This window comes from Lactococcus sp. S64 (genome assembly GCF_016516525.1).
In the GTDB taxonomy this organism is placed as follows: domain Bacteria; phylum Bacillota; class Bacilli; order Lactobacillales; family Streptococcaceae; genus Lactococcus; species Lactococcus lactis.
In genome coordinates, this window is sequence record NZ_JACVUQ010000001.1 from 172452 (window position 1) to 196083 (window position 23632).

The following is a 23632-nucleotide window of genomic DNA, read 5'->3' on the forward strand; positions in this document are numbered from 1 at the left end:
AAAAAGTAGTGAAAAAATAATGACTTATCATGAGTTAGAACAAGTCGAATTGACAAATATGTGTGCCATTATTGACGAAAAAAATCATAAAGTTCTTGTTCAAGAGCGTAAAAAATCATGGACTGGAATTGCTTTTCCCGGAGGACATCTGGAAAAAGGTGAGGCTCTTGTTCCGTCAACAATAAGAGAGATTAAAGAAGAAACTGGACTTGATATCACAAATTTAAAACTTTGTGGAGTTAAGGATTGGTTTGAACCTGAGAAGAACAGAAGATATATGGTTTTTCTTTATTCAACAACAGAATTCTCTGGTCAATTAATTAATGAAACAGATGAAGGAAAAGTTTTCTGGCAAGATATTAATCAATTAGCGAATTTGAATCTTGCAAGTAGCTTTCTTGAAATGGCAGACATGATGCTTCACTCAACTTACTCAGAATTTGTTTATGAGATTGATGGAGAGCATTGGGAAAAGAAATTTTATTGAATTTGCATAATAACTATTATGTAAAGTAATTGGATTGAGGTAGAAATGACTGAATTAAGAAGATGTAATTGGTGTTTGTCAACTGATAAAATGATTCATTATCATGATACTTATTGGGGAGTCCCTTTACATAATGATCAGGAACTTTTTGCAAAATTGGTCCTTGATTTAAATCAAGCAGGGCTTTCTTGGGCAACAATATTAAATAAACAAGAAAATTTTTATGAAGCTTTTGATAATTTTGAAATTGAAAAAATAGCAGTATATGACGAGAATAAAGAACAAGAACTTTTACAAAATTCGGGAATTATCAGAAATAAATTAAAGGTTAAAGCGGCGATTGTTAATGCTCAAAAAGTTTTAGAAATTCAAAAAGAATTTGGCTCCTTTAATAAGTACATCTGGTCATTTACTGACGGAAAAGTTTTACAGCATCAAGTTAATGATGAGTCAGAAATTCCAGCAACAAATGAACTTTCTGACAAAATGAGTAAAGATATGAAGAAACGCGGTTTTAAATTTACAGGTTCAACGGTTATCTATGCTTTCTTGCAAGCTGTAGGAGTGATTAATGACCACGCAGATTATTGTTATAGACAAGCAGAATTAATGGATTGAAGCGCTTTCTTGTGGTAAACTGGTTATAGTATTAAAGTTGTAATTACTATAAAATTTTATCAGAAAAGGAGCTTACTATGGCTAATATTCACCCTTATCTTACTTTTAATAATACGAAGGAAGCATTAGATTATTATAAAGATGTTCTTGGAGCGACAAATATTTCACGACTGCCTCTGGCTGAAGAACAAGCTGAACAATTTGGGGTTCCAATTGAGAAGGCTTCCGATTTAACAATGCATTCTCAATTTGACATTCTAGGTTCAACCATTATGGCTGCAGACAATTTTATGAAAGTTGATCCTCTTGTTTATGATTCCATTTCAATTTTAATTGATTTAGATTCGGAAGACGAACAAGCGGTCTCACAAGCAGATGCTTTTTGGAACAAGGCTGTTGAATCGGGGACAGTCACTGTTAATTTACCTTTTGAAAATCAATTCTGGGGTGGAAAAATGGGTGATTTTACTGACAAGTACGGAGTGCGTTGGATGCTACATGCTCAGCCTTATTCTAAGTTACAATCAAACTCATAAATCTTTATAAGTAAAACTGGAAAGTACTGACGATTCTGTCAGTACTTTTTGTGATTTATTCTGAAAATATTTTTAATGACAGCTAAAAATTTTATAGATATTTGGAAAGTTGCTAAAAATTTGTTATAATAACTATGTGAATTTTAACACAAAAGGAGTAATTTATGAAAATTTGGACTAAACTAGGCTTGCTAACGCTTGTGGGCCTCTCTTTGACTTCTTGTGGGAGTAATACAAAGAATACAAAAGGACAATCAAGTTCGTCTCAGAAAGTTGAAACCTCGGCTGGTGCAAGTAAATCAAACATCTATGCTGATCCTTCTACTTTAAGTGATAAATACGATGTGATTATTGTTGGTTCTGGTGGGGCTGGAATGACTGCAGCAATTGAAGCAAAAGATGCTGGAATGAATCCAGTCATTTTAGAAAAAATGCCAATTGCTGGTGGAAATACTTCAAAAGCCTCAGCTGGTTTGAACGCATCAGAAACATCAGTCGAAAAAGCACAAGGTGTCGCTGATTCAAATGATAAATTTTATGAAGAAACGCTCAAAGGTGGTGGTGGTACGAATGACAAGGCACTCCTTCGTTATTTTGTTGACCACTCGGCTGGTGCTGTTGATTGGTTAAATACAAATGGAATTGTTTTAGATAATTTAACTACGACAGGGGGAATGTCAGTTTCAAGAACTCACCGACCACATGATGGTTCAGCAGTTGGTGGTTATTTGGTAAAAGGTCTTGAAGAAAATATTACCAAACGAAATATTCCCTTATTTGTAAATAGTGATGTTACCAAAATTACTGAAAAAGATGGTAAAGTATCTGGAGTTAAAGTTAAGATTGAGGGTGAAACTAAAGATATTTCTTCTAAAGCAGTCGTTGTTACAACAGGTGGATTCGGTGCAAATAAGAAAATGATTGCAAAATATCGTCCTGACCTTAAAGATTATGTGACAACAAATGCGGCTGGTTCAACTGGTGACGGAATTACTATGATTTCAGAACTTGGTGGGGAATTAGTTGACATGGATAAAATTCAAATTCATCCAACTGTATTCCAAAAAACAGGTTATCTTGTTTCAGAATCAATTCGTGGTGAAGGGGCGATTCTTGTAAATCAAAAAGGGAAACGTTTCTTTAATGAAATGGATACTCGTGATAAAGTTTCTGCTGCTGAACTTAAACAACCAGGAAAATATTCTTATGTTATTTTTGGAGAAGGAACTAAAGATAAAGTAAAAGCAGTTGAACAGTATATATCTAAAGATATGGTCGTTGAAGCTGACAGTATCAAGGGACTTGCTGACAAGCTCGACATTAATGAAAAAGCACTGACTTCAACAATTGATGGTTGGAACAAAGCTGTATCAACTAAAAAAGATGAAGACTTTGGTCGTACAACAGGAATGACTACTGAAGTATCAGGTAAGTATTATGCCATTAAAGTGGCTCCAGGAATTCACCATACAATGGCTGGGGTAAAAATTAATACAAATACTCAAGTCTTGAAAAAAGATGGTAGTCCAATTCAAGGATTATATGCTGCCGGAGAAGTTACAGGTGGTCTCCATGGTGGTAACCGCATTGGTGGTAACGCTGTTGCTGATATTGTTATCTTTGGACGACAAGCTGGAACTCAATCTGCGGCCTATGCTAAAACAAGCAATTAATATTTACTTATAAGTAGTTATTAAGAATAAAAGTTACTGACGGAGTATTTGTCAGTAACTTTTTGTATTATTAAGATTGATTAAAGGTAAATTCTTTGAAATAGATAAGAAAATTAAGTATAATTTAATTATGAAAAAGTATTTTTCAAGCTTTATTAAGGAGGCTTTTTATGGCAAAACATTCAAAAGCGAGTTCAAAAAACAGCAAAAAAGTAATTGCAATTGCCAGTTTGGCAGTCATTTTAGTAGTTGCTCTCGGAATCATTGCTTATCAAGTTTTTTATCCTCATAAAACTCCTGATAAGTCAGCCTCTTTTGCACAAACAAGCTCGACAAAAGTAAGTAAGAGCACAAGTAGTAAATCACAAAGCTCTAGTACAACGAGTGATTCAACTCAAGAATCAACTTCCGCTTCAAGTAGTTCAAAGACTTCGGCATCTTCAAGTAATGACTCTCCAAAAAGCTGGTCAACTCTAACTGGAAAGCAGCAAGATGCAGTTTATGCCCAATGGGTTAATAATGCTCAAGGCAAATTTGATATTTATACTGGAGAATCTTACTTAACTTATCTTGTTAATGTAGGTTCAAATGGCGTATCCACGTATTCTGACCCTGTCAATGTTATACAAAATACAGCACGTATTCAACAAAATGCTGATGGAACCTATTATTTACAAGTTCCTGATCCAACGCAGACAGGTTTAAGAATGGCACAGGATCCATGGCCAATGGTTCAATGGCAAACTAAAGAAACACTGACAGGTGCGCAACTTGTAGCTAAATATGGTTCGGATGCTTCGCTCAATAGTGGTAGTTCACAAATCAAATCAATAAACGCCACAAAAGTTCCAACGGGAAATTAAGTATAATAAAAGATTGACTTTGGTCAGTCTTTTTTAGTCAGAGAAATTATTGACATTCTGTCAGTAATTTTTTTATGGAAAGGACCAATCATAAAGACTGTAAGTGATTTTTTAGTCAAAAAATGCTATAATTTTCAGGATGAATGAAAATTTAAATGGCATTTTAAATGTCTATAAAGAAGCGGGCTGGACATCTTTTGATGTTGTTGCCAAACTTCGTGGTATTTTAAAAACAAAAAAAATTGGACATGGTGGAACTTTAGACCCTTCTGTGACAGGCGTTTTACCAGTGGCCGTTGGAAAATCGACGCGGTTATTAGAGTACATGGAAGCGGCAGGTAAAATTTACGAAGGTGAAGTTACTATTGGTTTTTCAACGGAAACCGAAGATGCTGACGGGGAAGTTGTCAGTAAAACGCCAGTAGAACGAGAACTGACAGAGTCTGAAATTGACTCAGTAATGAAAAATTTTATTGGAAAAATAAAGCAAATTCCTCCAATGTATTCAGCCGTAAAAATTAACGGAAAAAAATTGTATGAATATGCCAGAGCTGGTCAGACAGTTGACCGTCCGGCAAGAGAGATTACAATCAAATCATTTGTCAGAACAAGTCCCGTGATGACTGATGAAGCGGCAGGTTTGGTAAGCTTTTCTTTCAAAGTTGAGTGCAGTAAAGGAACCTATGTCCGAACATTAGCAGTAGATTTAGCAGAGCAACTTGGTTATGCAGGACATATGTCAAAATTGCAAAGAACAGCAAGTAATGGACTGATGATTAAAGATGCTGTCAAACTCTCAGAGATTGAAGTAGCAATGGAGGCAGGAGAGCTTTCTAGCTTAATGTACCCAGCAGAATATGCTGTCAGTGATTTGCCAAGAGTAAATTTGACTGCTGATCAGTTTGAAATGGCACGAGTTGGAAAAAAATTTGCTGAGGATGATTGGGTTACAGATGAAACTACTGACAGCCCTGTCATTAAGTCTAATAAAAGTGAATTTTTACTGACAGACTTGTCAGAACTGACAAGAGACAAATTTGCAGCCTTTTATGATGATAAATTAGTTGCTGTTTACATGAAACATCCAGAAAAAGCAGGAATTTGGAAACCAAATAAAGTATTGGTTTAATTCTTAGCAATATGAGCCAAAGTGAGAAAAATGGAAATATTAGAATTTAATGATGAACTAAAATTTGATGAAGAACTTATCCTTGTCCTCGGTTATTTTGATGGATTACACCGAGGACATCAAAGTCTTTTTACAGAAGCTAAAAAAATTGCGGCGGTATTGAATTTAAAAATAGCTGTTTTTACCTTTCCGGAAAAACCAACATTAACCTTCAAAAAATTTGAGCCTGAAATGCTTTTGAAATTAACTTCAGATGAAAAACGAGCAGAGCTCTTTGCTGAAAATGGGGTAGATTACCTTGTATTTAAAGATTTCACTTCTAATTTTGCTCATCAAACTTCAACTGAATTCGCAGAAAGTGTCGTCAAAAGATTTAATCCCAAAGTGGTGATTACAGGATTTGATTATACGACAGGTTCTGATATGAAAAATCTCAAGTCAACGGAAGACTACCGTGTGGTCATCATGCCGGAAAAAGCGGATGAACATGGAAAAATTTCATCGACACGTATTAGAAAAGCAGTTGAAGAAGGTGATATTGCACAAGCAAATGAACTTTTAGGTTATTCTTATGAAACAAGAGGCCTTGTTGTTCATGGTTTTGCCCGCGGAAGACAACTGGGCTATCCAACAGCAAATCTAGTAATTAAAGATTACGTTCATTTGCCAGCTGTTGGAGTTTATACCTGTGATGTCATTTTTGCTGGAGAACGTCATCGTGGCTTTGCTTCAATTGGATATAATGATACTTTTAACGGGACTGAAAAAACAGTTGAAGTTCATATTTTTGATTTTAATGGAGAAATTTATGGTGAGAAATTGACTGTTTTATGGCTAGATAAAATTCGTGATATGATTAAATTTGATGGGATAGATCAATTAATTAAACAAATGAAAGAAGACGAGCAAATTGCTCGTGATTTCAAAGCGTAAATAAACTGTAAGTAAATTGGGAAAAGAGATTTGGAAAGGGAGTAGAAAAACAACGTGAGTCAAAATGACATCCGCTGTTTTTTTATGATGAAAAGAGATGAAAATTAATAACAAAAAAGTTGTAATTGTTGGAGCTGGAGCCGTCGGGAGTACTTATGCTCATAACTTAGTTGTTGATGATTTAGCAGATGAAATTGCAATAATAAATACCAACAAAAGTAAAGCTTCAGCCAACAGTTTAGACTTGCTTCATGCGCTTCCTTATCTAAACGCAGCTCCTAAAAACATTTATGCTGCTGATTATTCAGATGTTTCTGATGCAGATATTGTTGTTTTATCTGCCAATGCTCCGTCAGCAACTTTCGGAAAAAATCCAGATCGCCTACAGTTATTAGAAAATAATGTCGAAATGATTCGTGATATAACCCGTAAAACAATGGATGCAGGTTTTGATGGTATTTTCTTGGTCGCATCAAATCCAGTTGATGTCCTTGCCCAAGTTGTTGCAGAAGTATCTGGATTGCCTAAACATCGTGTGATAGGAACAGGAACGCTTTTAGAAACTAGTCGGATGCGCCAGATTGTTGCTGAAAAACTCCAAATTAATCCTAAAAGTATTCATGGATATGTTTTAGCTGAGCATGGGAAATCAAGTTTTGCCGCTTGGTCAAATGTGACAGTCGGTGCGATTCCATTAACAACGTGGCTCAAAAAATATCCTAATCCAGAGTTTCCAACCTTCGATGAAATTGATAAAGAAATTCGTGAAGTAGGTTTGGATATCTTTATGCAAAAAGGAAATACCTCTTACGGAATCGCTGCTTCATTAGCTCGTTTGACAAGAGCAATTTTTAGAAATGAAAGCGTGATTCTACCAGTTTCTGCCTATTTGACAGGAGAGTATTGCCAGTCCGATTTATATACAGGAAGTCCTGCAATTATTGATAGAACAGGTGTTCGAGCGGTCCTAGAGTTAGAATTAACTCAAGAAGAGCAAGAAAAATTTAAAGCTTCAACGGTTCTTCTTAAAGAGAATTTTGATTCAATTAAAGAAAAATGTACTTTGTAAATATAATAAAAAGAATAAAGAAATTTATTCTTTTTATTATACAAAACAATGAAATAATATTTCAAAATAAAAAAAGATTAAATTGATACTTGAAATAATAATTCTTTTAGGTTATAATGAATACGTTATCAGGAAATAATATTTCGGAAGGATAAAAAATGTACGGTTATTCAATTTTTATGAATAGAGACTTAAATGAAAAGGACTATTTATATATTGACAAGATGACTAATCATGGTTTTAAAGGGATTTTCACATCGATGCATATTCCCGAGGATGAAGCAAGTCTATATAAAAAAAGACTAATAGACTTAGGAACAGCTGCTAAAAAGAATCATTTGAAACTTATGGTTGATATTTCAGGTCAAGCTTTAGAAAAAGCTGGATTTTCTATTGATAGAGTAGAAGAACTTCAAGAACTTGGAGTAACTGGTCTCAGAATGGATTATCATATCAGCAATGAGACAATTGCGCAAGTTAGTCAAAAAATGACTGTCAGTCTAAATGCCAGTACAATTAGGCAAGAAGATATTGACGAGTTAAAAGAAAATAAGGCAAACTTTAATCAGCTTGAAGCCTGGCACAACTATTACCCAAGACCAGAAACAGGCCTTTCTCGGGAGAACTTTCTTAAAAAAAATGAATTTTTGAAAAGAAATTCATTTAAAGTTATGGTCTTTATTCCGGGAGATGATTCTCTACGCCATCCTTTATATGAAGGATTACCAACCCTTGAAGCGCACCGCTATCAACATCCACTCTCTTCCTTACTTGATATGGAATCTATAAATATAGATCATATTTATGTTGGGGATGGAGGATTAAAAGCAAGAACAGCTTGGCAGATTAACCAATATCTTCAAAAGAGGGAACTTGTATTGCAAGCAACCCAAGCAACAAGTGATTTTGCTAAAGTTCTCGGTGAGCATGAAAATAGACAAGATGATGCTAGAGATGTGATCCGCAGCGCTCAGGCCCGCTTCAATGAAATTTCTGAAATAAATCCAGAAAATACAATTGAGAGAAAAAAAGGCTCAATTACTATTGATAATTGTGAATATGGTCGTTATATGGGCGAAATTCAAATTACTAAAAGGAATTTGCCAGCAGATAAAAAAGTAAATGTTGTGGGAAATATTATTAAAGAAGATTTAGAACTTATTTCTTTTATTGGCCCAGGACAAAAATTTAAAATAGAAAAAGAGAAAAATAATGATTGATTTATCAACACTAACAACAGAACGACGAAATGACGAAACTTTTAACCTTGACCAAATGGCTGTCGCAGAAGCGCTTATTAAAATGAATAATGAAGATAAAAAAGTTGCTTTTGCAGTTGAAGAAGCACTTCCAAATATTGAACCAGTTATTTCATCAGCGATTGAAGCTTTTAACAAAGGTGGCCGTTTGATTTATATGGGTGCTGGAACAAGTGGTCGTTTAGGTGTACTTGATGCCGCTGAATGTGTCCCAACCTTTGGCGTACCAGCTACCCAAGTGATTGGTTTAATTGCCGGTGGTGACAAAGCAATGACGGTTGCTGTCGAAGGGGCTGAGGATAGTCTTGAACTTGGAAGACAAGATTTGATTGATTTGAAGTTGAATGAGAACGACCTTGTTTTAGGAATCGCTGCCAGTGGTCGGACTCCATATGTAATTGGAGCTTTAGATTACGCTAAAGAAATTGGTGCTAAAACGGCAAGCCTTTCTTGTAATCTTAATGCTGAAATTTCAAAACATGCCGAATTTCCAATTGAAGTTGATTGTGGACCAGAATTTTTAACAGGCTCAACAAGATTAAAATCGGGAACAGCTCAAAAATTAATTTTGAATATGATTTCAACAATTTCAATGATTGGGATTGGTAAAGTTTATAACAACTTGATGGTGGATGTTAAACCAACAAATGAAAAATTAGTTGAGCGTAGTAAACGCATCATTATGCAAGCGACAGATTGTACTTATGAAGAAGCCGAAGAAAAATTCATTGAAGCCGATCAAGATGTTAAACTTGCAATTGTCATGTTATTAACTGATTGTGCAGCAGAAGAAGGAAAAACCAAGCTTGTTAGAGCAAATGGTTTTGTGAAAAATACTCTGAATTAAGAATTTACCTTATAAGGTAGGAGAAGGAGCAAAAATGGCAGAAGAAAAAATAGCTCGTATTGCACGAGAGATTTATGAAAATGTTGGTGGAACACAAAATGTAAAAAAATTGATTCATTGCATGACTCGTGTTCGGATGACCATTATTGATGATTCAAAAGTTAACTTAGCTGGTTTAAAGGCAATTGATGGAGTGATGGGTGTCGTTGAAGATGAAACACTACAAGTTGTCATCGGACCTGGAACTGTAAATAAAGTTGCTCAAGCAATGGTTGAGACAGTTGGGGTAAGGTTAGGAGAAACTTTCCCAAGTGCTGAAGGTCAATCAATTGATGATTTAATGGCAAAAACAAAATCGGAAGCTAAAGAAAAGTATAATAAGCCTTCAAAATTTAAAGCGGTTCTTAATACGATTTCTAAAATATTCGTTCCATTGATTCCTGCTTTTGTTGGTGCCGGTTTGATTGGTGGGCTGGCCTCTGTTTTAGGAAACTTAGTCACTGCTGGTACCTTAGATGCCGCAACATGGACCCAGTTTATTACCGTCTTAAAAATTATTCAATCTGGAATTTTTTCTTACTTAGCCATCTATGTCGGAATTAATTCAGCTCAAGAATTTGGAGCGACACCTTCGCTTGGTGGTGTTATCGGTGCGGTTTCCTTGCTCACAGGAATGAACCCAGAAGCACCATTGAAAAATATCTTTAATGGAAGTGCACTTTCGGCAGGACAAGGTGGAATTATTGGCGTAATTTTCGCTGTTTGGTTACTATCGATTTTAGAAAAACAACTACGTAAAATTATTCCTGACTCAATTGATATTATTGTGACACCAACCGTTGGTTTATTGGTCATTGGTTTTGCGGAGATTTTTGCCATTATGCCGGTAGCGGGAGTTATTTCTTCAAGTTTAGTCGGGGCAATTAACTTTATTCTTCAAGTTGGTGGTGGTTTCTCTGGCTTTGTTTTGGGTGTACTTTTCTTACCAATGGTTATGTTTGGTTTACACCAAATCTTAACCCCTATTCATTTAGAAATGATTGCTAAAACGGGCTCAACACAATTATTGCCAATCCTTGCAATGGCTGGAGCTGGTCAAGTTGGTGCTGCGATTGCGCTTTGGCTTCGTTTGAGAAAAGATAAAGAATTTGTCGAACTTGTTAAAGGTGCTCTTCCAGTAGGAATTTTAGGAATTGGAGAACCTTTAATTTATGGGATTACCCTACCACTTGGTCGTCCATTCATCACGGCCTGTATCGGTGGGGGGATTGGTGGTGCAATCATCGGTTCATTAGGTCAAGCTGGAGCCATTGCTATTGGCCCTTCAGGCCTTGCTCTCCTTCCACTTATTGCTAATGGCAAATGGTGGGTTTATCTTCTTGGACTATTGGGTGCTTATATTGGTGGATTTATTGCTACTTATCTCTTTGGTATTCCTAAAGATGCAAAAGAAAAAGCAGATAATTATGGAAAATCAGTCCAAATGGAAACTATTCAACCTACTTTACGTGTTGTGACAACTCCAGAATTTTCTAGTTCAACAATTGCATCACCACTTGAGGGGAATGTGAAAGAACTTTCTACAATTGAGGATGAAGTTTTCTCAAGCGGAATGTTGGGTAAAGGAGTAGCCATTGAACCAGATAATGGAGATGTCATTTCGCCCGTCGCTGGTGTTGTTACTACAGTTTTTCCAACTAAGCACGCGATTGGTTTGACTAGTGATGACGGTGTTGAAATTCTAATTCATATTGGAATGGATACTGTTGGCTTAAATGGTGAAGCTTTTGAAAGTTTCGTTAAGCAAAATGATCGTGTCAAAAAAGGAGATTTACTGGTAAGAGCAGATCTTTCAAAAATAAAAGCAGCAGGTTTATCTATAATTACACCTGTGGTTATCACAAATTCTGATACTTATCGAGAAATTATTATCAGTCATGGTGGGAAAATAAGTAAAGGTCAAGAGATTATAACAGTAAAAGCATAAAAGTTAGAGGTTGGTTTATACCAACCTCTTTGTTATAATTAAAGAAGAACGGAGAGGTTAAATGGATACTTTACTTATCATTAGGCAAAATTATTCTAGCTTTACGACAGTTGAGAAAAAAATAGCTGACTATATTTTTGAAGTCGGAGAGAAAATGCTAGAAAAAAGTGCGCAAGAAGTGGCTGGAGAAATTGGTAGCTCCTCTGCGGCTTTAGTAAGATTTTCCAGAAAGTTAGGTTATGATGGATTCTCCCAGTTTAAACAAAAATTGAGTGCCTCGTATGCTGCTCATGTAGATGATGAAGAATACTACAAGGAAGTAAATGATTCTGAAACACCTACTTCAATCAAGAATAAACTCAAAGTCCGGGTAAATCACATGGTAGAGACGACAAATTCTGCTCTGTTGGATGATGAAATTATGGATGCTGTGTCTTCAATTGATGCTGCTGAGAATATCTTTGTTTTTGGAATTGGAGCATCTTCAATGGTTGCTCAGGATATTTTTCAAAAGTTTAGTCGAATTGGCAAGCAAGTTATCTTTATTCAAGATGCCCATTTATTTGTTTCCTCTCTTTCTGTTTCTAATAAAAAAACAATCTTCATTGGAATTTCAATGAAGGGGGAAACAAAAGAAGTTCTGGAACTCGCAAGCGTGGTGAAAAATATGAAAATCCCGATTATTGCAATTACTTCTCGGGAAAATTCAAGCTTAGGACAAATGGCTGATTGTATTCTTCATTCTGTTTCTGGTGAAGATTATCAAATGCGAACTGCTGCAACAATGAGTTTGATGGCTCAGCTTTATGTTGTTGACATTCTTTTTTATATGTATGTATCAGAGCATTTTACAGAAAGTTATGACAAGTTGGAAAAAACACGTGATGCTATAAAATTATTGGAAAAAAAGTGACAGGATTGAAATTTATTAATGATGAGTTGATTTCTGCAATTTTTTTCACAATGTGATAAAATAGACCTTGTAAAAGATGGACTGAAGTCCAAAATTTAAGAGGCTTAAACGCCCTATAAGGAGAATTAGAATGTCACGTAAACCAATTATCGCTGGTAACTGGAAAATGAACAAAACTTTGTCAGAAGCGCAAGCTTTTGTTGAAGCTGTAAAAAATAACTTGCCTTCATCTGATAATGTTGAATCAGTTATCGGTGCACCTGCACTTTTCCTCGCTCCTATGGCTTACCTTCGTCAAGGTTCAGAATTGAAACTTGCTGCTGAAAATAGCTACTTTGAAAATGCTGGAGCGTTCACTGGTGAGAATAGTCCAGCTGCTATCGTTGATTTAGGTGTTGAATACATCATCATCGGTCACAGCGAACGTCGTGAATATTTCCACGAAACTGACGAAGACATCAACAAAAAAGCAAAAGCAATCTTCGCTGCTGGAGCAACTCCAATCCTTTGTTGTGGTGAAACTTTAGAAACTTTTGAAGCTGGAAAAACAGCTGAGTGGGTTTCAGGTCAAATCGAAGCTGGTCTTGCTGGCTTGAGTGCTGAACAAGTTTCAAACTTGGTTATTGCTTATGAACCAATCTGGGCAATCGGAACTGGTAAAACTGCAACAAACGAAATTGCTGATGAAACTTGTGGTGTTGTTCGTTCAACAGTTGAAAAACTTTACGGAAAAGAAGTTTCAGAAGCTGTACGTATCCAATACGGTGGTTCAGTTAAACCTGAAACAATCAAAGGATTGATGGCTAAAGAAAACATCGACGGTGCCCTCGTTGGTGGAGCTTCACTTGAAGCTGATAGCTTCCTTGCATTGCTTGAAATGTACAAATAATTTTATAATTATGGGTTGAATGAAAGTACTGATTCTGTCAGTACTTTTTTCGTACATTTTTTAGTTTTTGTTATAGGATTGAAGTTTATAGTTCTGCTAGTATCTTTATCAGTAAAACTTTTGATAAAATAAAGAGATGACAAATTAATTAAGGGGAGAAAAATGTGTACCAGTTTTCAACTAAAGTCAAGTGACGGTGGATTGGTTTTTGCTAGAACAATGGATTGGCATACTTTTAATGCCGCTGCCCTTGTTCTACCAAGAAATTATGAATGGACAAGCGTCTATAACAATCAAAAAATGATTAATCCATATGCCATCCTTGGCGTCGGAAATAGCGAAATGAGATTACATGCTGATATTTCAGATGGTGTAAATGAATATGGCTTGGCGGCACAAAAACTAACTTTTTCAAATCAGTCAGATTACGCTAAAGAAGCAGAGAAGGGAAAAGTTCAACTTGCTGCTTTTGAATTTTTGCTTTGGTTGCTGGGGAATTGCCGTTCAATTGAGGAAGTTCGTCAGAATATTGATAATGTACAGTTGATGACTGATGAAAATGCAATCTACAAATTTGGACGTAATGATTTACATTTTTCTGCGACAGATCCAAGCGGCCAAATGATTAATATTGAACCACATGGTGGACGATTGGTCATTTCAGATAATCCAATTGGTGTGGTTACAAATGCTCCTAAATTTGAGAATGAAGTTGAGAAATTAAGGACTTATATGGATATCAATTTACTGACAGAAAGTGAAAATACTTCTGTCAGTAAAAATGAGGATAGTAATTCATCATTAGAAAATCTGTCAGTAAAAAATGATAATCCTAACCAAATTTCGACAGGAAGTTTCAATGGGAAACCAGTTTTTCCTGGAGGATTCACACCAACAGCTCGATTTATTCGAGCAGCTATTTACAAAGAAAGAGCGGTGTATCCTAAAGATGAACAGCAAAATATTGTTGAGGCATGGCATATTTTAAATGGTGTTACAGTTCCAAAGTCTGAAGGCCGCTCAGGGACTTATACTGTTTATCGCAGTGCTGTGGAAGTGAACAGTCGCAGACTTTACTTACAAACGTATGATGATTTAAGTATACAAGTCTATCGTTTCCCAGATGAATTATAATCTTAAGATTTTGTTATAATGAAAACAAAATTATTTTAGGAGAATTTAATGCATCTTATCGTTATTTTAGGCGCACTTATTTCAATATCTTTTACAACTACTTATCTTATCGCTAGTCTGCGTGGTCGAGTTAAACCGAATAGAATTACTTGGTTAATTTGGGGAATTGCTCCATTGATTAGTACAGCAGCATCCTTATCAACTGGTGTTTCTTGGGCAAGTTTACCCGTATTTATGGCTGGCTTTGGTCCAATTTTAGTTTTTATTGTTTCATCATTTAACAAAGCAGCTTATTGGAGAATTGAAAGATTTGATTATATTTGTGGCCTTGTTTCTATTTTGGCCTTAGTAGCTTGGTATTTGACTAAAAATCCTAATGTTGCAATATCTCTTGCGATATTATCAGATGCTCTAGCCGCATTACCTACCATGTTAAAAGGTTGGAAGTATCCCGAAACAGAAAATGGTTTCTTGTTTTTAGGTAGTCTTTTTTCTGCATCAACAAGTTTTACAGAGATTCATCATTGGAATTTCGCAGAAGTTGCTTTTCCAATTTATCTCATCTCGCTTAGTTTGACAATGTTATTCCTTATTGAAGGAAGAAGAAAATACTTAAATTATAAAAAAGTACTTTGACAAGTACTTTTTTTATAATTTAAGCCTTAAGATAAAGTACAATTCTAATATAAAATTGCAAAATAAAGTAATTTATAATAAAATATAAAGATATAAACGTATTTTATATTTAATTTTTGTATTTTAAAATAATAAATATGGTTTCAATTGGAAGACCTAAACTTTAATATGATTTAAATGGTTTAAGCTCAATAAGTGAAATGTTGAAAAAGTTATGCGAAAGGTAACGAATGTGAGAAAATATCAGAAGGAAAATGTTTACGAAGCTTTCAATAAACGACTAGATTATATTTGTAATTATTTCGACCACTTAATTGTCTCCTTTTCTGGCGGGAAAGATTCTGGATTGATGCTAGAACTTGTTCATCGTTATTATGAAGAAAATAAACTTGCTGACAAAGAAATAGCAGTTTCTGTTTATTATCTTGACTATGAGGGGAATTATCAAGAAACCAAAGACTATATAGAACGCTCAATGGGGAAATATCCTGATTTTGATTATTATCATATTTGTATGCCTGTCTCTGCTTCTTGTGGAATATCGATGTCACAATCGACTTGGCTTCCTTGGGACCCTGAACATCCCGAACTCTGGTTGAATTCAGTTCCAGAAGGAGCAATTCATCTTGAAAATCACAATTTCCCATTTTTTGAAATAGGAATGTCTGATTATGATTTTCAAAGCAAATTCTGTCAGTGGCTTCATCAAGAAAAGAAAGCAGAAAGAACAGCAGTTCTTGTCGGAATCAGAGCTCAAGAAAGTTTAAATCGCTTTAATGCTGTGACACGTGATGAAACTTTTTCAAGATTTGGAACTACAAATTATAGTCATCGAATTTTTCATAATGTTTTCAATTTTTATCCGATGTATGATTGGTTGTTTGAGGATGTCTGGGTAGCAAATGCTAAATTTTCTTTTGATTATAATCATTTATATGATTTATATTTTCAAGCAGGAGTACCCTTTAAAAGTATGAGGGTTGCCAATCCTTTTCATCAATGTGGCGTCTCATCTTTGAAATTGTATCAAGCATTGGAGCCAGAGACTTGGGGAAAATTGATTGGTCGTGTCAATGGAGCAAATTTTGCGGCTATTTATGGTGGGACAATTGCTCTTGGTTATCGTGGAGTCAGTCTTCCTAAGGGGCATACTTGGGAGACCTATGTTGACTTTTTACTCAAGACATTACCAGAGGATATTCGAGAAGTTTATCTGAAAAAGTTCCAGAGTTCTCTGACTTACTGGACAAAAAATGGGGGAGCTTTGCCTCAGAAAGTTGTCAGTGAACTTGAAGAAACAAATTTGCAATTTGAAAATTTAGGTACTCCAAAAAATAATCGAAATTACAAACAGGAATATGAATTAGTTCGTTTCAAAAAATATCCTGATGATGTACCAATTAAAAATTTCAGATTAGTTCCCTCTTATAAGAGAATGTGTATCACCATTTTAAAAAATGATACTTCCTGTCAATATATGGGATTTGGTCAAACGAAAGATGAATTGCAAAAGAAGAAGGAGGCAATGAAAAAATGGGAGAGTTTTTTGTAAGTCCAGCTTATCAAGTGAGACGGGTTCCAATTGAAAAGATTAGAGCAAATTCATATAATCCTAATAAAACTGCGCCGACTGAATTTAAACTTTTAGAACGGTCGATATTAGAAGATGGTTATACCATGCCAATTGTCTGCTACTATGACAAAGAAAATGATACTTATGAGATCGTGGATGGTTTTCACCGCTATCTTGTAATGAAAAATTCTGAAACGATTGCGCAAAGAGAAGGGAACTGTTTACCCGTTTCTGTGATTGATCGCCCATTAGAAGATAGAATAGCCAGCACTATTCGCCATAATCGTGCCAGAGGGACTCATTCAGTAGAATTAATGACAGAAATTGTTCAACAATTGGTTGAAGCTGGTTTAAGTGATCGGTGGATTATGACAAATATTGGAATGGATAAAGAAGAATTATTAAGGCTCAAACAATTAAGTGGGCTTGCCTCTTTGTTTAAAGGAGGGGAGTTTTCACGGTCTTGGGAATGGGATAAAGAAGAATAGAGTGTAGTTAAAGCTACCCTCTTTTTTATCTATATTTTCCGTTTTGTAAAGTCAATTGCTATCCATAGGTGTGTTATAATAGGTCAAGTATTTGTGATTTTTATTGGTAAGATTAATTTTAGGGTTAATCCTCTCACTATCTTTCATTGAATAGGAAAAATTTTTGAAGGGATTTATAAATGTTGCAAAAACCTAATTCGGCTTATTTTCACATTCCTTTTTGTTCTCATATTTGTTATTATTGCGATTTTGCTAAAGTACTGATGACAGGACAGCCGATTGATGCTTATATTGAATCGCTCATAGAAGAATTTCAAAGTTTCGAGATAGAAAAATTAAGAACAATCTATATTGGTGGTGGAACGCCCAGCGTTTTATCAGCCCAACAACTTGAACGTTTACTGACAGCGATTGCTGAACAGTTAGATTTAGAAGTTTTGGAAGAATTTACTGTTGAAGCAAATCCAGGGGATTTATCAGATGAGGTTATTAAAGTTTTGGCTGATTCAGCAGTCAATCGAATTTCATTAGGTGTCCAAACTTTTAATGATGCTTTGCTCAAAAAAATCGGGCGGACACATACAGAAGTTCAGGTCTATGACTCAGTTGAAAGACTGAAAAAAGCTGGATTTGAAAATATTACGATTGATTTAATCTATGCTTTACCTGGGCAAACGATGGAGATGGTTAAGTCAGATGTTGAAAAATTTTTAGAATTAAAACTACCACATGTGGCTTTATATAGTCTTATTTTAGAGGATCATACAGTTTTTATGAATCGACAACGTCGTGGTCTTTTACGCCTGCCAAGTGAAGATAAAAATGCGGACATGTATGAATATATCATGGATATTTTAGCTAAAAATGGTTATAATCACTATGAAGTTTCAAATTTTGGCTTACCAGGATTTGAGAGCAAACATAATATAACTTATTGGGATAATGAGGAATATTATGGAATTGGCGCTGGAGCGTCAGGATATTTAGCAGGGATTCGTTATAAAAATCTTGGTCCAGTTCATCATTACCTTAAAGCTGCTCCAACTGAAAAAAGGATAAATGAAGAAGTTTTAAGTAAAAAATCTCAAATAGAAGAAGAAATGTTCTTAGGTCTTCGGAAAAAATCGGGAGTTTTGGTTGAGAAGTTTGAAAATAAATTCAAGTGTTCATTTGAAAAATTATACGGTGAACAAATCACAGAACTTATTAATCAAAAATTATTATATAATGATAGACAAAGAATCCATATGACAGACAAAGGTTTTGAGTTGGGGAATAATGTCTTTGAGAAATTTTTGCTCGATGATATTAATTTTTAATGCTATCGTGATGAATTTTTGTGAAAGTTATGTTACAATATAATTAATGAAACCTAAAATGAGACGTAAACTTAAAAAAATGGGAGCTTTTATCTTTACAGCATCCATGATTGCAATGATCGCCTTACTTGGTTTAGTACGAATTCGACCGGTAGAACCTCCTAAAAAAGCAGCAACTGAAAAAATTGTTGTAAATCATATTTTGGATGAGAAGGTTTTGGATTTGAATAAACCAGTTGTTGACCTTTCGGGTTGGCAACGTCCAGAAGATATTGATTACAACACCTTAAGTCAGCATGTGATTGGTGCGGTTATTCGTGTCAATGGTTCTTATGGTCATGCTGATAATTCAGCAAGCAAGGATGGAGAAGATACTGCCTATAAACAGCACATTAAAGCTTTCCAAGAGCGGGGAATCCCGACGGCGGTTTATGCTTTTGTGACTGGAGAAAACACTTCTGAAATGAGGAAGCAAGCAAGAGACTTTTATCGTCGAGCAAGCCCTTATAAGCCGACCTATTATTGGCTTGATGTCGAGGTAACCAATATGAAAAATATGAACCAAGGGATTGAGGCTTTTCGCTCTGAGTTGGAGAAACAAGGAGCTAAAAACATTGGTATTTATGCCCAAGACTGGTTCTTGCGAGATAATCAAATAAAAGTTGATAAATTTAAAGCGATTTGGATTGCTGCCTATGGACGAAATACAGGTTATTGGGATGCTTCACCAGAAACGACTTTAAGTTATAAAATGCAACAATTTACTGACCAAGGAACTTTACCAGGTTACTCGGGAAATGTTGATTTGAATATGGTTAATAACCAAACCAACTATAATGAATTGTTTAAAAATCAAAAATAAAATTTTTCTTCCAAGTTAATTTATGATTCTCTTGGAAGTTTTTTTATTAAGCCTGAAATAAATAAATTTGCTATAATAAATCAAAAAGCAATTAAGGAGTTCATGATGTCAGAGAAATTTACAAGACCAAGTAAAGATGAATATTTTAAAGAAATTGTCCAAGTGGTTGCAAAACGATCAACTTGTAACCATGCTCAAGTAGGAGCTTTATTGGTCAGTCCTAATGGTCAACTTCTCTCTACGGGATATAATGGTGCGGTTTCGGGGATGCCACATTGTACAGATATTGGTTGTACTGAAGATAAATATGGACACTGTGTAGCAACGGTTCATGCAGAACAAAATGCAATTGCTCAAGCTGCTAAACATGGCGTTTCACCTGAAGGTGCGATTTTATATACAACGTTATTTCCTTGCCTTGCCTGCCTGAAATTAGTTGTTGCTGCTGGTGTGAAAGAAATTAAATACATTGATGAGTATCATGCTAAAGATCCTTATGAAGAATTATTGATTGATACTTTAGAAATCGCCTGTGAAAAAATTTAATTAGCTCTGAGAACTTTAAAAACTCTGGCTAATAGATGAGCAATTTATGAAAATTGCTCTTTTTTTTGCTAAAATAGAAGGCGAGGTTATCATAAAATGGGTATAAAATATCAACAAAATTATCAAGTTCCTTTCTATGAAAGTGATGCTTTTAAAAAAATGCGAATTTCAAGCCTTTTAGCTGTGGCTTTACAGATTTCTGGAGAGCAATCAACGGCACTTGGACGCTCAGATGTCTGGGTATTTGAGAGATATGGCCTCTTTTGGGCAGTTATTGAATATGAATTGACGATTCATCGTTTACCAGAATTTAATGAAAAAATAACAATTGAAACTGAAGCAACTAGTTATAATAAATTCTTTTGTTATCGTAATTTCTCATTTTTAGATGAAAATGGAGAAGTTTTAGTTGAAATTCGTTCAACTTGGGTTTTGATGGATAAGGCAACGAGAAAAATTGACCGTGTATTGGATGAAATTGTTGATCCTTATGAATCTGAAAAAGTATCAAAAATTTCACGTCCTCATAAATTCCGTAAAATTGACGAATTTAGTGATGCTCAAAAAATTGTTTATCCTGTCCGTTTTTCAGCATTAGATATGAATGGACATGTTAATAATGCGAAATATTATGATTGGGCAGCTGATATGGTGGATTTTGAATTCCGTAAAAGTCATCAACCCAAACATGTATTTATAAAATATAATCATGAAGTCCTTTATGGTGAAGAAATTAATGCTTTAATGTCTTGGGAAGACGAAGTGAGTCATCACAATTTTAATGACGGAAGTACTCAAATTGAAATTCACTGGGGAAAAGTTTAATGACAGCTCTGTCAGTAAATTTTAGTGATAAAAAGTAGAAGAGAATAAAATGACAAATAAAAAATATGGTGGTTACTTAATTGACCTTGATGGGACAATTTACTTGGGAAATAAGCGTATTCCTGCAGGCGAGAATTTCATTCATCGGCTACAAGAGGCTAAAATACCTTATCTTTTGGTCACAAATAACACAACAAAAACACCGCGCGTGGTACAACGCCGTTTGAGTCAACAATTTAATATTGACACTCCATTGGAAACGATTTATACTGCAAGTCTTGCTACTGTTGATTATATGAATGATTTAGGCTTAGAAAAAACAGTTTATATCATTGGAGAAGATGGTCTTAAAGAAGCGATTTATGAGGCAGGTTACAAAAAAGATCGTGAGAATCCAGCTTACGTTGTGGTCGCTTTAGATACTGATTTAACTTATGAAATGCTTGTCCTTGCTACTCTGGCAATTCATAAAGGAGCTAAATTTATCGGAACAAATCCAGATTTGAATTTGCCAAACGAACGTGGTTTGACTCCTGGAGCTGGAGCGCTGATAAAAATGCTTGAAGCGGCAACACGAGTTGAAGCAACCATTATTGGTAAGCCAGAAGCTATTATAGCCAATAAAGCGGTCGAAAAATTAGGGCTTCCTAAATCTGATTTATTAATGGTTGGCGATAATTATCTGACAGATATTCATACGGGCATTAATAACGGAATTGATAGCTTGCTTGTCACAACTGGATTTACAAGAGCTGAAGAAGTACCAAATCTTCCAGTTCCTCCGACTTATGTTGTAGCTAGTTTAGATGAGTGGGAAGTTTGAAAATATTACTGACAGGTCTGTCAGTAATTGATTGCTTTTAAAAATTTACTGACGGAAAAATTAATTTCTGTCAGTAAATTTTAGAATACTTTGGGAGCGCCTATGAGAGATAAAGTCATTTTTGGATTTAGTATTTTATGGATTATTGCCTTGTCAGTAACTTTAACTATTTTTTTGGCGATTCCCTTATTTTTTGGTGAAATTTTTTGGTATCAATTAACCGATTTAGTTCAAATGACTGCCGGTAAAATATGGCATAATTTTTTAATTCTGATGAATTATTTAATTAATCCTTTGGAAACGAAACTATCTATGCCTGATTTCCCCTCGTCAGCAAGTGGTCTTCACCATTTCGCAGAAGTGAAAAATTTGTTTATGCTTGTTTTCTTTCTGACAATCATTTTGATTCCTTTCATTATTCGATTTATAAAAGAAAATCTTTCGCTTGTTTTCCATAATGCGCTTAGAGTTGTTATGCTATTTCCTTTAGCAATTGGAGTTATTGCTTGGCTAATTGGCTTTGACCAATTTTTTGTAGCTTTTCATGAAGTGCTTTTTCGGGATAATAGTTGGCTCTTTGACCCAGCGACAGACCCGATTATTAGCGTTTTGCCTGAGCAATTTTTCATGCATAGCTTTTTAATCTTTTTACTCATCTATGAATTAATCTTTTTTGTCATTTATAGACGTGGAACTTTATTTTTAAAGAAAAAATACTGACAGAATGGTCGGTGTTTTTTTATTGTTTGCTATTTCCGAATGATGTTATGTGTTTTTTGAAGAAATAGAAGTAAATAACTAAAAAAACCGTTTAATTGAGATAAAATGAATAAGGAAGGTTGAGCAGACAGAGATTTTATAATCGTTCAACTAGTGAAACCCGAAGGGTTTGGTCGGTCTTTTCTGTAAATCAAATCATAAATGAGTTCACAGGCTAGAAATTCATAAAAGCCTACTCATTCTCAAGGAGAAATTGCAATGAATAATCTAAACTCAGTATTTGACTACGAAGACATCCAACTTATCCCGAATAAATGTGTCATTAACAGCCGATCAGAAGCAGACACAAGCGTAAAACTGGGAAATTTTACATTCAAGCTCCCTGTTGTTCCAGCGAATATGCAAACCATTATTGATGATAAAATTGCTGAAATGCTTGCAAAAGAAGGCTATTTCTATATCATGCACCGTTTTGAAGCAGAAAATAGAGCGGCATTTATTAAAAAAATGCACCAACAAGGCCTGATTGCTTCAATTTCTGTTGGTGTTAAAGCAGATGAACATGCTTTTATTCGTGAAATTTCAGCAGACGCACTCATTCCCGAATTTATTACAATTGATATTGCTCATGGACATGCAGATTCTGTTATTAAAACGATTCAATTGATTAAACGTTTGATGCCACAAACTTTTGTGATTGCTGGAAATGTTGGAACGCCAGAAGCTGTCCGTGAATTGGAAAACGCTGGAGCAGATGCGACTAAAGTCGGCATTGGTCCAGGGAAAGTATGTATCACAAAAGTTAAAACTGGATTTGGTACAGGCGGTTGGCAACTTGCAGCGGTAAAATGGTGTGCTAAAGCAGCAAGTAAACCAGTTATTGCTGACGGCGGAATTCGTACTCATGGCGATATCGCAAAATCAATCCGTATGGGAGCAACAATGGTAATGGTTGGTTCACTTTTTGCTGCACACGAAGAATCACCAGGACAAACTGTTGAACGTGACGGACAACTTTTCAAAGAATATTTTGGTTCAGCTTCAGAATATCAAAAAGGTGAACACAAAAATGTCGAAGGAAAGAAAATTCTCCTTCCTCACAAAGGCTCACTTAAAGATACATTGAAAGAAATGGAAGAAGATCTTCAAAGTTCAATTTCTTATGCTGGCGGTCGTGATTTGTCTGCGCTGACAAAAGTTGATTATGTTGTTGTTAAAAACTCAATTTGGAATGGTGATGCGATTTAGTAAGCATTTTCTTTCCCATTGTTCGGGAATACCAAAACTTATGCTTGAAAAACTTTAGCATTTAGTCTATAATAGAACAATCTTATTTATACCTAGAATATGGCTGGGCGTTTCTACCTCGTACCGTAAATGCGAGACAATAAGGAAATTCGATTTTTCAGTAAATTTAATTTCTTTTTTGCGTATTTGAAACGTCTTGTTATTTTTTATAACGAGACGTTTTTCTCACCTGTGGGCACAGATGAGAAAAAATTT

Annotated in this window: 24 protein-coding genes and 1 riboswitch; all 24 genes read left to right on the top strand. The window is 35.1% G+C overall.

The window, feature by feature from the left end:
* The first annotated feature begins 19 nt into the window (after positions 1 to 19).
* The 24 genes from IAE51_RS00810 (at position 20) to guaC (ending at position 23377) form a co-directional block, all read left to right on the top strand.
* Positions 20 to 487 carry an 8-oxo-dGTP diphosphatase gene (locus IAE51_RS00810; protein WP_003132061.1) on the top strand — a complete coding sequence of 156 codons (468 nt, stop codon included), beginning with the start codon at positions 20 to 22 and terminating at the stop codon, positions 485 to 487.
* A 45-nt stretch (positions 488 to 532) separates the two neighbouring features.
* Positions 533 to 1105, top strand: a complete 573-nt coding sequence (locus IAE51_RS00815) for a DNA-3-methyladenine glycosylase I (protein WP_058212263.1) — start codon at positions 533 to 535, stop codon at positions 1103 to 1105.
* Between the two features lie 77 nt (positions 1106 to 1182).
* Entirely contained in the window at positions 1183 to 1641 is a 459-nt protein-coding gene (locus tag IAE51_RS00820; protein WP_017864437.1) for a VOC family protein, read from the top strand.
* A gap of 164 nt (positions 1642 to 1805) precedes the next feature.
* Entirely contained in the window at positions 1806 to 3314 is a 1509-nt protein-coding gene (locus IAE51_RS00825) for a flavocytochrome c (protein WP_003132064.1), read from the top strand.
* Between the two features lie 170 nt (positions 3315 to 3484).
* Positions 3485 to 4177, top strand: coding sequence for a hypothetical protein (locus IAE51_RS00830; protein WP_033899461.1), 693 nt, complete (start codon positions 3485 to 3487; stop codon positions 4175 to 4177).
* Positions 4178 to 4316: 139 nt separating this feature from the next.
* Positions 4317 to 5306, top strand: a complete 990-nt coding sequence (gene truB, locus IAE51_RS00835) for a tRNA pseudouridine(55) synthase TruB (RefSeq protein ID WP_200094499.1) — start codon at positions 4317 to 4319, stop codon at positions 5304 to 5306.
* Between the two features lie 30 nt (positions 5307 to 5336).
* On the top strand, positions 5337 to 6239 hold the full coding sequence (locus tag IAE51_RS00840) for a bifunctional riboflavin kinase/FAD synthetase (RefSeq protein WP_200094502.1): 903 nt from the start codon (positions 5337 to 5339) through the stop codon (positions 6237 to 6239).
* A gap of 97 nt (positions 6240 to 6336) precedes the next feature.
* Positions 6337 to 7308: an L-lactate dehydrogenase gene (locus IAE51_RS00845; protein ID WP_200094504.1), complete on the top strand. Its 972-nt coding sequence runs from the start codon at positions 6337 to 6339 to the stop codon at positions 7306 to 7308.
* Between the two features lie 158 nt (positions 7309 to 7466).
* A complete protein-coding gene (locus IAE51_RS00850) occupies positions 7467 to 8528 on the top strand; it encodes a DUF871 domain-containing protein (RefSeq protein ID WP_200094509.1) in 1062 nt (353 codons plus the stop codon).
* Complete coding sequence (murQ, locus tag IAE51_RS00855; RefSeq protein WP_103054716.1) at positions 8521 to 9414, top strand: N-acetylmuramic acid 6-phosphate etherase; 894 nt, start codon at positions 8521 to 8523, stop codon at positions 9412 to 9414. The genes IAE51_RS00850 and murQ overlap by 8 nt, the downstream gene beginning before the upstream one ends.
* Before the next feature lie 34 nt (positions 9415 to 9448).
* On the top strand, positions 9449 to 11401 hold the full coding sequence (locus tag IAE51_RS00860; RefSeq protein WP_058204488.1) for a glucose PTS transporter subunit IIA: 1953 nt from the start codon (positions 9449 to 9451) through the stop codon (positions 11399 to 11401).
* 61 nt (positions 11402 to 11462) lie between these two features.
* Positions 11463 to 12314 (top strand): MurR/RpiR family transcriptional regulator, encoded by an 852-nt coding sequence (locus IAE51_RS00865; RefSeq protein ID WP_033899477.1) that lies wholly within the window; start codon positions 11463 to 11465, stop codon positions 12312 to 12314.
* 130 nt (positions 12315 to 12444) lie between these two features.
* Complete coding sequence (gene tpiA / locus IAE51_RS00870) at positions 12445 to 13203, top strand: triose-phosphate isomerase (RefSeq protein WP_098383812.1); 759 nt, start codon at positions 12445 to 12447, stop codon at positions 13201 to 13203.
* 162 nt (positions 13204 to 13365) lie between these two features.
* Positions 13366 to 14337, top strand: coding sequence for a choloylglycine hydrolase family protein (locus IAE51_RS00875; protein ID WP_003132079.1), 972 nt, complete (start codon positions 13366 to 13368; stop codon positions 14335 to 14337).
* 48 nt (positions 14338 to 14385) lie between these two features.
* On the top strand, positions 14386 to 14973 hold the full coding sequence (locus IAE51_RS00880; RefSeq protein ID WP_047206233.1) for a hypothetical protein: 588 nt from the start codon (positions 14386 to 14388) through the stop codon (positions 14971 to 14973).
* A 232-nt stretch (positions 14974 to 15205) separates the two neighbouring features.
* Positions 15206 to 16525 carry a phosphoadenosine phosphosulfate reductase gene (locus IAE51_RS00885; protein WP_277730413.1) on the top strand — a complete coding sequence of 440 codons (1320 nt, stop codon included), beginning with the start codon at positions 15206 to 15208 and terminating at the stop codon, positions 16523 to 16525.
* Complete coding sequence (locus tag IAE51_RS00890) at positions 16507 to 17034, top strand: ParB/RepB/Spo0J family partition protein (protein ID WP_153914976.1); 528 nt, start codon at positions 16507 to 16509, stop codon at positions 17032 to 17034. Before IAE51_RS00885 ends, IAE51_RS00890 begins: the two co-directional genes overlap by 19 nt.
* Positions 17035 to 17213: 179 nt before the next feature.
* Complete coding sequence (hemW, locus tag IAE51_RS00895; RefSeq protein ID WP_058223039.1) at positions 17214 to 18353, top strand: radical SAM family heme chaperone HemW; 1140 nt, start codon at positions 17214 to 17216, stop codon at positions 18351 to 18353.
* A 58-nt stretch (positions 18354 to 18411) separates the two neighbouring features.
* Complete coding sequence (locus IAE51_RS00900; RefSeq protein WP_014570581.1) at positions 18412 to 19215, top strand: glycoside hydrolase family 25 protein; 804 nt, start codon at positions 18412 to 18414, stop codon at positions 19213 to 19215.
* Between the two features lie 105 nt (positions 19216 to 19320).
* Entirely contained in the window at positions 19321 to 19761 is a 441-nt protein-coding gene (locus IAE51_RS00905; protein ID WP_021721810.1) for a cytidine/deoxycytidylate deaminase family protein, read from the top strand.
* A 96-nt stretch (positions 19762 to 19857) separates the two neighbouring features.
* Positions 19858 to 20586 carry an acyl-[acyl-carrier-protein] thioesterase gene (locus tag IAE51_RS00910; protein ID WP_003132089.1) on the top strand — a complete coding sequence of 243 codons (729 nt, stop codon included), beginning with the start codon at positions 19858 to 19860 and terminating at the stop codon, positions 20584 to 20586.
* A gap of 49 nt (positions 20587 to 20635) precedes the next feature.
* Positions 20636 to 21409 carry a TIGR01457 family HAD-type hydrolase gene (locus IAE51_RS00915; protein WP_012897745.1) on the top strand — a complete coding sequence of 258 codons (774 nt, stop codon included), beginning with the start codon at positions 20636 to 20638 and terminating at the stop codon, positions 21407 to 21409.
* Positions 21410 to 21511: 102 nt separating this feature from the next.
* On the top strand, positions 21512 to 22129 hold the full coding sequence (locus tag IAE51_RS00920; RefSeq protein ID WP_033899491.1) for a TIGR01906 family membrane protein: 618 nt from the start codon (positions 21512 to 21514) through the stop codon (positions 22127 to 22129).
* 258 nt (positions 22130 to 22387) lie between these two features.
* A complete protein-coding gene (gene guaC, locus IAE51_RS00925) occupies positions 22388 to 23377 on the top strand; it encodes a GMP reductase (protein ID WP_012897747.1) in 990 nt (329 codons plus the stop codon).
* A gap of 62 nt (positions 23378 to 23439) precedes the next feature.
* Positions 23440 to 23537, top strand: a riboswitch (purine riboswitch).
* The last annotated feature ends 95 nt before the right edge of the window (positions 23538 to 23632 follow it).